The following is a 10,950-nucleotide window of genomic DNA, read 5'->3' on the forward strand; positions in this document are numbered from 1 at the left end:
TCCTAGTAGCCGGTTGTGGGGGAGTGCTTGGTCACCAGTCTTAACGCCCAGGCCACTGCGCGCAAGCGAAGCCGTCCGCCGCGTTACGGGGCCAGGCTCCGGGGACTAGGCTGGATGCTGACCTTAATCGATGGGAAGGATCCACCATGAGCGACTTCGATACCGTGCCTGTGGGCGATATTCCGGCCGGTGCCAGCATCCTGGACGTCCGCGAAGACTACGAATGGGTGGCCGGGCACGCCGAAGGTGCACGCCATATCCCCATGGACCAGTTGCCCGCGCGCTTGGACGAACTTGATCCGGACGAGGACTTCTTCGTCATCTGCAGGACCGGTGGGCGGTCCTTCCGCGCGGTCCAGTGGCTGGTTGGCCAGGGCTACTCGGCCGTGAACGTCGCCGGCGGAATGGACATGTGGTTCGAAGCCGGCAAGCCGATGGTCTCTGACAACGGCCTCAAGCCAGTGGTGCTGTAGCCCCCGCCCGGCCGTCACCAACCTCGTATACAACCAGCAAGGAATACTCAATGCCAGCAGCTACATACACCTTCCTGGGACCTGAAGGCACGTTCACTGAAGCGGCCCTCCTGCAGGTCCCGGGTGCTGCTGACGCCACACGGATTCCCTGCACCAACGTCAATACGGCACTCGAACGGGTGCGCCAGGGCGAAGCGGACGCGGCCATGGTTCCCATCGAAAACTCGGTGGAGGGCGGGGTTACTGCCACCCTGGACGCGATTGCCACGGGACAGGAGCTGCGGATCATCCGCGAGGCCCTTGTTCCCATCACCTTCGTGCTCGTGGCGAGGCCCGGCGTCGGGCTTTCCGACATCAAGCGGATCTCCACGCACGGGCACGCCTGGGCGCAATGCCGGCTCTGGGTGGATACGCATTTGCCGGGGGCCGATTACGTTCCGGGTTCGTCCACGGCAGCGGCGGCCATGGGGTTGCTGGACGAGGATGCGCCCTACGAAGCCGCCATCTGCGGCCCGCTGATTGCCGACGAGCAACCCGGCCTCAACGTCCTGGCACGGAACATCGGAGACAACCCGGACGCCGTGACCCGGTTCATCCTGGTGAGCCGGCCCGGAGCTTTGCCGGAACGGACCGGTGCCGACAAGACCACCGTCGTTGTGCCGCTGCCCGAGGACCATCCCGGTGCCCTCATGGAGATCCTGGATCAGTTCGCCTCCCGGGGCGTGAACCTCAGCCGCATCGAATCCCGGCCCACGGGTCAGTACCTTGGCCACTATTTCTTCAGCATCGACGCCGACGGCCACGCCTCCGATTCGCGGGTGGCTGATGCCTTGGCCGGCCTTCACCGGATCAGCCCGGCAACGCGCTTCCTTGGCTCCTACGCGCGGGCCGACAAGCAGCCTGCTGTGGTTGCCCCACACACTTCAGACGCTGCCTTCGCGTCCGCGCACGCCTGGGTCGACTCGATCCTGAAGGGCCAGTAAGCCTTCTCCACAGGGCACGGCCAACGCCCTTTCCCCTTGGCAGAACTGTGCGTATGCTTGCTTGATCCACAAACGATGGATGAATGCATCAACGAAAGGAGCGGTCATGTCTGTACACCGGGATGACAAAGACGGCCAAGGCATGATCGTCAATCCGAAGCCCACAGGCGAAAACCAGGACGACTGGAATGGCGATGAAGCCGATCGGGCAGACCGGCTCCGCTTTGAAGAAGAACAAGCAATGATCAAGGAGCAGGCCGAGGCCCGCGCGGCCGCAAAAGCCGCCACTGAGGAAGCTGAAGAGAAGGCCGCCCGGCCGGACGCCGGTTCGGTCTAGACGGACTTTGCCTTCGGCACCCGCACCAGCAGGGAACCCGGGGCCACCTGAACGGTGACGGTCGTCGCTTCACCCGACGGGTCGCCGTCGAGCTGTGTGGCCATGGGTTCCTGGCTGCGGATCACCACTTTGCCGGACCGGTAGAAGCTCATCATGGGCAGGTTCCGGTTGTGCTTGAACAGGACCTTTGTGTACATGGCCAGCCACCCAAAGGCGCTGCGGGGGCTCATCACCACGATGTCCAGCATGCCGTCGTCGATCATGGCCTGCGGGATGAAGTCGATGCCGCCGGGGATCAAACCACAGTTGGCAAACAGGACACTACGGATTTTGCGTGCCTGCTCGGGCTCGTCATCCATGGTGATGGTGACGCGTTTTCGGCGGCCGGGCAGGTGCCGGACACCCGCCTCCGTGTAGGCGAGCCAGCCGACGCTTTTCTTGAGGTCTTCCTTCGTGTCTCCGACGACCTCAGCGTCCAGGCCCATGCCCGCGATGACCAGGAATGTGTGTTCCCCTTTGGTCCCCGTGATGTCGTTCTCGATCCCCATGGTGGCGGTATCGATGTAGCGCTGGTGGCCAAACAAGGCCGTCTGGATGCACTCGGCGAGGTTCGTGACGTCCAGGTCCACGTTGCGTGCCAGCAGGTTTCCCGTGCCCAACGGGACCAGGCCCATGGCAACGTCCTTATGCGCCAGCGACTCGGCCACAACGCGTACGGTACCGTCGCCGCCGCACGCCAGAACGACGTCGGCCCCGTCCGCCAAGGCCTGGCGCGACTGGCCGTAACCGGGATCCTCCACCGTGGTTTCGAAGAATTTCGGAGCGTCCCAACCGGCGAGGTCGCAAGCATCAATGATCGCCTGGCGGGCCACTGCGGCGTTGTTCTTGACGGGGTTGAGGATCACGGCGACCTTTTGGTCTCCCGGGCCGGGCTTGTGTGCTTCCTCCCGTACCGCACTCCTGATGTGCCTGGCTTTCAGCCTGCGCACGCCCCACCAGCTCGAGACGGCAAAAGCCACGCCCCCAGCGAGAATCACGTACAGGATCCAGTCGTTCATCGTGCTCCAACACTATCCTCATGGGCACCCCTGACTTTGCCGCGTCCGCAGAGCTGCCCGCTTTTGGCCCTGCGGACCGGAAATCCGTGGCTGATTCGATAGTCTTGTGTGGTGATCGACGTAAAAGACCTCAGCGAAAATCCGGACAAGTTCCGTGCCAGCCAGCGCGCCCGTGGCGCCGACGAGTCCGTTGTGGACGCGATCATCTCCGCTGACTCCGACCGCCGTGCTGCGCTGATCCGCCACGAGACCCTCCGCGCCGAGCAGAACGCCTTCGGCAAAAAGGTGGCCCAGGCCAAGGGCGAGGAGAAGCAGGCCCTGCTGGCCGAGGTCAAGGAACTTGCCAACTCGGTGAAGGCCGCGTCCGCAGAGGCAGCCGCTGCCCAGGCCAAGCAGGACGAGCTGCTGCGCGTCATCCCCAACCTGGTAGTGGACGGCGTTCCCGAGGGCGGCGAGGACGACTACGTTGTGGTCAAGACCGTCGGTACACCGCGTGAGTTCACCGACTTTGAGCCGAAGGACCACCTGGAAATCGGTGAACTGATCGGCGCGATCGACATGGAGCGTGGCGCCAAGGTTTCCGGCTCACGCTTCTACTTCCTCCGCGGCGTGGGCGCCCGGCTGGAAATGGCACTGCTGCAGATGGCCATGGAGCAGGCCATCGACGCCGGCTTCGTCCCCATGATCACCCCCACTTTGGTGCGTCCGGAGACCATGCAGGGCACCGGTTTCGACGTAAAGCACGACGCCGAGATCTACCGTCTCGCTGAAGACGACCTTTACCTGGTGGGAACCTCGGAGGTGGCCCTCGCCGGCTACCACGCCGACGAAATCCTGGACCTCTCAGCAGGCCCCATCCGCTACGCCGGCCAGAGCTCCTGCTACCGCCGCGAGGCCGGTTCGCACGGCAAGGACACCCGCGGCATCATCCGTGTGCATCAGTTCAACAAGGTGGAGATGTTCATCTACACCACGGTTGAAGAAGCAGCCGCCGAGCACGAGCGCCTGCTGGCCTGGGAAGAGGAGATGCTGGCCAAGTGCGAGCTTCCCTACCGCGTCATCGACACCGCTGCCGGTGATCTCGGCATGTCCGCGGCCCGGAAGTTCGACTGTGAAGCCTGGGTTCCCACGCAGAACGCCTACCGTGAGCTCACGTCCACGTCCAACTGCACCACGTTCCAGGCCCGCCGCCTGAACATCCGCGAACGCGTGGTCAACGACGAAGGCGTAGCCAAGGGAACACGTGCCGTTGCAACGCTGAACGGCACCCTGGCCACTACGCGCTGGATCGTGGCCATCCTTGAGCACCACCAGAACCCTGATGGTTCGGTCAACGTTCCCAAGGCGCTGCAGAAGTACCTTGGTGGCCTTGAGGTCCTTCCGGTTCTTTAGTCAGCTGGGCTTGCGCGCCAGGACGATCAGCTCGCCCTGGCCGCTGCCCACGCTTTCGCCGGCCCAGCCGCCGAGGATCCTTTCCACGGTGAATCCCGCTGTGCCCAGATCCCGGCGCAGTTGTTCCTCTGGGCGGAACGCAAGCATCGAGGTCCCTGTCTCACTGCTGCTTTCGTCGAGGACTCGGTATTCGGTGAGGGTTACGAGTCCTTCGCGGAGCTGATCACTCTCCATCCACGTTTCCACCGCGGTGCCGTCGGGAAGCGTGTGCCGGCGCCGCGTCGCCGTCGGCGTCCAGCCCTCCCACCCCCTGGCATCAGGGTCCCGGGAATCGAAGGCCAACCGCCCCCCGGGTATCAACGCGCGGTGAACGTCGGCAAGCGTACGGGACCATTCGCCGTCGTCGTGGATGGCCTGGGCGACGTGCGCCGTCATGATTGCGACGTCGAAAACTTCCCCCTCCGGGATCTGGGCCGATGTGCCTGCGATCCACCTGACACCATCAGCGCCAGGCTTGCCGCGGGCGGCCGCGAGGGAGTCGGGATTCGGGTCGACGCCCACCATGTCATGCCCCTGGGCGGCCAACGCCAAGGTGATTCTCCCCGTCCCGCACCCCAGGTCCAGGACCCGTCGGTTTGCTTGCTCGTTCACGAAGTCGAAGAAGAAATCGTCGTCCTCTGCCCAGCGGTTTTCCAGGTCGTAGAGTGCGGAGAGCTGGGTTCCGGTCAGTCGTGAACGCATCCGGCAACCCTACCCAACGCGCAAGGGGCGGGCACGCAACCCGGGCATGAAACGGGCACAAAAAAGGAAGGGAATTATCCCTTCCATATTCAATGTATAACCCACCCGGGGGCTTGCGGCAAGGCCCCCCTGGTGCCGAACAATTGATCCCCGAACCCCATAACCAACGCAAAAGGGAGTCGTGGGATGCCTGAAAACAACCGCCTGGGTACCAGTGCCTTTGCCCTGCCCGGGCACCTTGCACGCAAAGCGGATCCGCAACTGATCGGCGCCGATGAGCGGCAGTTCGACGCCATTGCAACCAGCCTTGAGGAATCGATCGCTGAACTGTCCGCCCGGTTGGAGGTCACCCGCAAGCAGCCCGGCGGCCGTGGCCAGGCTGCCTTGGACCGCGACCAGGAGATCCACAGGCTTACTGCCCGGCTGCGGGGACTCCGCCGCTTTGGATTGGATCTGTGTCTTGGCCGCATGGTGACAGCCGGTAGCCCGGAACCGGTTTACGTCGGCAGGCTGGGCCTCACCGACAGCCAGGGGAAGAGGCTCCTGATCGATTGGCGGTCACCCGCTGCCGAACCGTTCTTCGGAGCAACACATGCCAAGCCGATGGGCCTGGTGAGCCGGCGCCGGTACCGCTGGACCCGTGCCAGGGTGACCGACTACTGGGACGAAGTTTTCACCGCTGACGGCATGGAAGGAAATGCCGCGCTTGATGACCAGTCCGCCTTTATCGCGAGCCTTGGGAGCAGCCGCTCGCCGCGGATGCGGGATGTCCTGGGGACTATCCAATCCGACCAGGACCGGATCATCCGTGCCGGCTCGCGTGGGGCGCTGGTGGTCGACGGCGGTCCTGGTACCGGTAAGACGGTGGTTGCCCTGCACCGCACGGCCTACCTTCTGTACTCCGATCCCCGGCTCAGCCACCGCAACAACCACGGAAGAAGCGACGTACTGTTCGTCGGGCCGCATCAGCGCTATTTGGCGTACGTGGCCGATGTCCTCCCAAGCCTGGGGGAGGAGGGCGTGCAAACGTGCACGTTGCGGGACCTTGTCCCCGAAGGTGCCGGTGCCGGCGTCGAACGCGATGCTGAGGTTGCCCGGCTCAAATCTTCCGTGGAGATGATCAAGGCAATTGAACGCGGTGTGAGGTTTTACGAAGAGCCGCCAACCGAGGGCATGGAAGTGGAGACCCCCTATGCCGATATTTGGCTGGGCAGCGACGATTGGGGGGAGGCTTTTGACGCGGCCGAGCCCGGTACGCCGCACAATGAAGCCCGGGACGATGTCTGGGATGCTTTGCTTGAGATCCTGGCGGACAAGCTGGGCGAGCACGATGTTCCAGAGGCATTGCTGCGCAGGGCTTTGAGCCAGAGCGCGGAGCTGCAGTCGGCCTTCAACAGGGCGTGGCCGCTTCTCGATTACGCAGCCCTGGTGGCGGACCTGTGGCGCGTGCCGGCCTACCTCCGGTTGTGCGCTCCGCACCTGCAGCCCGGGGAGCGGGAGATGCTTCATCGCGAAAACCCGGAGGCGTGGACTACGGCCGACCTCCCGTTGCTGGATTCGGCTCGGTTGCGCCTCGGCGACCCGGAGGCATCCACGCGACGCCGGCGGCAGGCGGCGGTCCTGGCGGCGGAGCGCGAACTCATGGACCGGGTGGTGGACGACCTCATTGCCGCCGATGATTCCGAGAACCTGGAAATGTACATGCTGCGCGGCGACGACATGAGGGAAAAGCTGGCAGGCCAGGAAACTGTGGAAATACCCGATCCGGATGTCCTCACCGGACCTTTCGCGCACATCGTGGTGGACGAGGCCCAGGAGCTGACGGACGCAGAGTGGCGGATGCTGCTGCAGCGCTGCCCGTCCCGTAGCTTCACAGTGGTGGGGGACCGCGCCCAGGCCCGGCACGGGTTTACGGAATCGTGGGAGGAACGCCTTCACCGGGTGGGCATGGAAAATGTTGCCCTGGCCGGCCTCAGCATCAACTACCGCACTCCCGAAGAAGTCATGGTGGAGGCCGAACCCGTCATCCGTGCCGCCCTCCCGGACGCGAACGTACCCACCTCGGTCCGCAGCAGCGGGATCCCGGTGGTCCATGGCGTGAGAGAGGACCTGGAGACGATAGTGGATGCGTGGCTCGATGCGAACAGTGAGGGCACCGCCTGCGTCATCAGCCAGCCGGTCCTGGGCGAAAACCCGCAGTGGGAGCGGGTCGGCCGGCTCACCCCGGAGGTGTCCAAGGGCCTTGAATTCGACCTCGTGGTCCTCATCGACCCGGACGATTTCGGTGCCGGGATCGAAGGCGCCGTGGACCGGTACGTGGCGATGACCCGGGCAACGCAGCAACTCGCCATCCTCCGGAGCGCACTGTGATGACACTGTTCACGCTCCGTTAACCGCCCGCTGTGGCGCCGGTCCTAGTTGAGTGTCGGCGGTGTCTGGTCTACTGGAAGCATGACTATTTTGACTGATACTCCAGTTGCTGGCATCGATGACCAGCCCAACGAAAACACCAAGCTCATGATCGCCCTGGACGTAGATGGCACCCTGGTTGACCATGACGGCCACATGACTCAAGAGGTTCGCTCCGCTGCCCAGGCAGTGGTCGCCAAGGGGCACGACGTCATGATCGCCACCGGCCGGTCCCTCAACGCGACGCTGCCGATCATCCAGCAGATCGGCATGGAGCGGGGCTATGCAGTGTGCTGCAACGGCGGCGTAACCCTCCGACTGGATCCCGCCTTGGAATCCGGTTACGAGATCATCCACAAAGCAACGTTCGACCCCGCCCCCGCCCTGAAGGCACTGCGGGAACGGCTGCCCAACGCCAAGTACGCCCTGGAGGACGAGGACGGCAACTTCCTTTCCACGGAGCGTTTCCAGGATGCCAGCTTCGGCGTGGAGTCCATCGGTGTCGATTTCCAGACGATGCTCGATGCCACAGCCGTCCGCGTAGTGGTGTTCAGCAGCGAGAACACATCCGAAGAGTTCAACGAGGCCATCCGGCACATCGGGCTTTCCGGCGTGACCTACTCCGTCGGCTGGACGGCCTGGTTGGACATCGCCGCTGAAGGGGTCACCAAGGCCAGCGCCCTGGAGGCCCTCCGCCGTCGGCTCGGCACGGACCAGGCCAACACGGTGGCCGTCGGGGACGGCCGCAACGACATCGAGATGCTCACCTGGGCCGGCCGCGGCATCGCCATGGGCCAGGCTCCCGATGAGGTGCTCGCCGTCGCGGACGAGGTCACCGCGTCAGTGCTCGACGACGGCGCGGCGCTGGTTTTGCGCGGCCTGCTGTAAGGATCCGTACTCACTGGAAGTACGTCTGAACCTGCCCGCCCCCGGCTGACTCGACGATTGCCTGTGCCACCACCCGGAGCTTGACGTTCCGGTTGCTCGAAGCCTTCTTGATCAGTTCGATCGCTTCTTCCTGGGTGCAGCGGTTCTGGGCGATGATGATGCCGGTCGCCACGTCGATCACGGTGCGGGATTCCATCGCGGCACGCAGGTTTGCCGCTGTTTGGCTGTGCTGTGCCAGCAGTATGGCCAGCTGAAGACCCTTGGAAGCCTGCACCACGTAGTCGTTGGCGCGCTGCACGGCCGCTGCGTCGAAGGCGTTGGGGCGGTCGGAATACAGGTTCAGGCCCGCCGTGGACGTGTCGTCCGGGAGCGGGAAGGGAACGGCCAACACCGAACGTACGCCGTGGCCAGTGATGGCCTCGTTGTATTCCGGCCAGGTGTTGTCTTTTTCAAAGTCGGGTATGTGGACCTGGGTGCCCTCGCGGCAGGCGTGGAGGCAAGGTCCATCGGCGAACGCGTATTGAACCTCGTCGAGTCGCCGCGCACGTTCGCTGCTGCTGGCCACCGTGCCCGCGGTCCTCTGACGCATCAGCGTAATTCCGCAGTAGACCTCTGAATCGGAGTTGCTGAACATGCCGGCCGAGTGCCGTGCCAACTCCTCGAGGAACACTTCCACATCCGGGGTGTTGAGCAGCATGTCCTGGATATCGGCCAGGACCGTGCTCGGCGCTGCGAGCTGTGGTTCTTCCATGTAAATCTCCGATTCGGTGGACGCGGCTACCTTTTGAGCCTAAACCCGTTGAAAGCTAATAGTAAGTGTGCTTCTCTTTTTAAGGAGTCTTGCCGTGGGCTCACCACCCCAGCAGGTTTGAGGATTGAAGCCCCATGCGACAAATCCCACCGTCCGACGTCCTGACACGACCCCCCGCCAATGCACCCGAAGGGAGCATCCGGCAAAGCTTCCAGGACAGCCTGGTCCTGGACCATCTCAATCTGGCCAAGTCCATTGCCGCCCGATACTCCGCCCACACCCATGACCTGGATGACGTCCGCCAGGTTGCCTACATGGGCCTGATCAAGGCGGCACGCGGCTACGACAAAGCCAAGGGCGTCAGCTTCCCGGCCTACGCAGCCCCAACAATTGCCGGCGAGGTGAAAAGGTACCTTCGCGACCATTGCTGGGTAGTGCGGCCACCGCGTCCCATCCAGGACGTGCGGCGCCAAGTGTTGGCCCGCACGGAAGAGATGACCCAAACCCTGCAGCGGACGCCGTCACCGCAAGATGTGGCAACGGACCTGAAGCTTGAGTCGGGCCTGGTGCAGGAAGCCCTGACGGCTGGAACCAGCAAGCGGCCCGATTCGCTGGATGCCCCCGCCGCGGAAGGCCGCGACGGACTTCACGGATCCTTGTCCGCCTTCGGTTGCCCGACAGACAGGCTCGAAGACGTTCTTGCGCTGCGGAACGCCATCCGCGGATTGAGCGCGGAAGACCGGCACCTGCTCTACCGGCGCTATTACCGGGAGGAAACGCAGTCCACCATCGCCGAAGCCCTGGGAATCTCGCAGATGCAGGTGTCACGGAAACTCTCAAGGGTTCTGGTTGCCCTCCAGAAGCAACTGCTGGACGACGAAGCCCAGCTCCGGAACGGGACGGCCCCCTGACCGCCGCTGTTGCCTAGCAGCCAAGACGCTCCACGGCGTCCAGGACGTTGCGGACGCTGACGGCCAACAGTGCGGGGTCGGGTTCGGCCGAGAAGACATCACCGCGGCGGAGTTCGACGGCGGTCAGCACCACGTGCGGTCCTGGCGGCGGTCCCCACTCCTCCGCTGGCGCCGGCCCGAAGAGGACCACGGAAGGGCGCTCGTAGGCGGATGCCAGGTGGGCTGCGCCGGTGTCGGCGGAAATCACCAGGCGGGCTTCTGCGATGGTCGCCGCGAATTCGGCGAGGCCCTGCTGCCCGGCCAGCACGCCGTCGTCGAGGTTTGCGCCCTTGAGCCTTGCCAAAGCGGCCACCTCCTCCGCCCGGGCACGCTCCGAAGCGCCCCCTGTGAGGACGATGCGGTGCCCTGCAGCGGCGAGGTCGACAGCGACGTCGGCGAACCGCTCCACGGGCCACAACCTGCTCCCGTACGCAGCACCCACATGGATCACGGTGGCGCCGGGGCGTGGCGAGGAGACGGTGGGGCGGTTGAGGCGGTAGTCGAGGGGATCGGCGTCGATCCCATGCCAGGTGAGCAGGCGGGTCCAGCGTTCACGTTCCGGAATGCCGGTGATCCATGAAGGTCCGGCGATTCCGTCGGATGCGTGTGCAACAACGCGGTTGGCGCCCAGTTCCTGAATGCGGAGCCGGCTCTCCGCGCCGTTTCCGTGCAGGTTGACGGCCACATCCACCGAACCGTGCGGAAGGGTGAGAGGCTCGTCCAACCCTGGTGTTGGCAGGTGTTCAACACCGCCCACCAACTCCAAGGCCCCCGCGATCCAGGCCGGCCCGGCGTACAAAATCCGGTGCTCCGGAAACGCCCGCCGCAAGCCCCGCAGGGCCGGAACCGCCACCAGGAGGTCGCCGAGTTTCAGGGCGCGCAGGGCAAGCAGCAGGGGTTGGTTCCGGTTCCCGTCACTGTCCAAAGCTATGTCCATAGAGGCCTCCCGCTGTGAGTCTAGCGGTACG

Annotated in this window: 11 protein-coding genes; 7 read left to right on the top strand and 4 right to left on the bottom strand. The window is 64.5% G+C overall.

Translation table 11 applies throughout. The annotated features are described in order from the left end of the window. Positions 1-146: 146 nt before the first annotated feature. The 3 genes from PV760_RS14610 to PV760_RS14620 all read left to right on the top strand — a co-directional run bounded on the left by PV760_RS14610 (position 147) and on the right by PV760_RS14620 (position 1,793). Entirely contained in the window at positions 147-473 is a 327-nt protein-coding gene (locus tag PV760_RS14610) for a rhodanese-like domain-containing protein (protein WP_018778378.1), read from the top strand. 50 nt (positions 474-523) lie between these two features. Further along, a complete protein-coding gene (gene pheA / locus PV760_RS14615) occupies positions 524-1,456 on the top strand; it encodes a prephenate dehydratase (protein WP_018778377.1) in 933 nt (310 codons plus the stop codon). Between the two features lie 106 nt (positions 1,457-1,562). Next, positions 1,563-1,793, top strand: coding sequence for a hypothetical protein (locus PV760_RS14620; protein ID WP_354628120.1), 231 nt, complete (start codon positions 1,563-1,565; stop codon positions 1,791-1,793). On the opposite strand, the gene PV760_RS14625 is transcribed toward PV760_RS14620, so the two are convergent. After that, positions 1,790-2,851 (bottom strand): diacylglycerol/lipid kinase family protein, encoded by a 1,062-nt coding sequence (locus tag PV760_RS14625; protein ID WP_018778375.1) that lies wholly within the window; start codon positions 2,849-2,851, stop codon positions 1,790-1,792. The genes PV760_RS14620 and PV760_RS14625 overlap by 4 nt on opposite strands. A 111-nt stretch (positions 2,852-2,962) precedes the next feature. Between PV760_RS14625 and serS the strand changes: the two genes are divergently transcribed. Continuing rightward, entirely contained in the window at positions 2,963-4,243 is a 1,281-nt protein-coding gene (serS, locus tag PV760_RS14630; protein ID WP_026267258.1) for a serine--tRNA ligase, read from the top strand. Here serS and PV760_RS14635 read toward each other — a convergent pair whose 3' ends face one another. After that, positions 4,244-4,984, bottom strand: a complete 741-nt coding sequence (locus tag PV760_RS14635; RefSeq protein ID WP_354628121.1) for a class I SAM-dependent methyltransferase — start codon at positions 4,982-4,984, stop codon at positions 4,244-4,246. A 186-nt stretch (positions 4,985-5,170) separates the two neighbouring features. Here PV760_RS14635 and helR point away from each other — a divergent pair, with 186 nt between their 5' ends. Both helR and PV760_RS14645 read left to right on the top strand, forming a co-directional pair. Further along, on the top strand, positions 5,171-7,354 hold the full coding sequence (helR, locus tag PV760_RS14640; RefSeq protein ID WP_354628122.1) for an RNA polymerase recycling motor ATPase HelR: 2,184 nt from the start codon (positions 5,171-5,173) through the stop codon (positions 7,352-7,354). 81 nt (positions 7,355-7,435) lie between these two features. Then, a complete protein-coding gene (locus tag PV760_RS14645; protein ID WP_039239123.1) occupies positions 7,436-8,281 on the top strand; it encodes a Cof-type HAD-IIB family hydrolase in 846 nt (281 codons plus the stop codon). A 10-nt stretch (positions 8,282-8,291) separates the two neighbouring features. Here the strand turns inward: PV760_RS14645 and PV760_RS14650 are convergent, their stop codons facing one another. Next, entirely contained in the window at positions 8,292-9,032 is a 741-nt protein-coding gene (locus PV760_RS14650; protein ID WP_018778370.1) for a GAF and ANTAR domain-containing protein, read from the bottom strand. Positions 9,033-9,166: 134 nt separating this feature from the next. Between PV760_RS14650 and PV760_RS14655 the strand changes: the two genes are divergently transcribed. Continuing rightward, positions 9,167-9,943 carry a sigma-70 family RNA polymerase sigma factor gene (locus PV760_RS14655; protein WP_354628123.1) on the top strand — a complete coding sequence of 259 codons (777 nt, stop codon included), beginning with the start codon at positions 9,167-9,169 and terminating at the stop codon, positions 9,941-9,943. Between the two features lie 13 nt (positions 9,944-9,956). Here the strand turns inward: PV760_RS14655 and PV760_RS14660 are convergent, their stop codons facing one another. Then, positions 9,957-10,919, bottom strand: a complete 963-nt coding sequence (locus tag PV760_RS14660) for a glycosyltransferase family 9 protein (protein ID WP_354628124.1) — start codon at positions 10,917-10,919, stop codon at positions 9,957-9,959. Between the last annotated feature and the right edge of the window lie 31 nt (positions 10,920-10,950).

Source organism: Paenarthrobacter sp. CC6, assembly GCF_040560085.1.
GTDB classification, from domain to species: Bacteria; Actinomycetota; Actinomycetes; order Actinomycetales; family Micrococcaceae; genus Arthrobacter; species Arthrobacter nicotinovorans.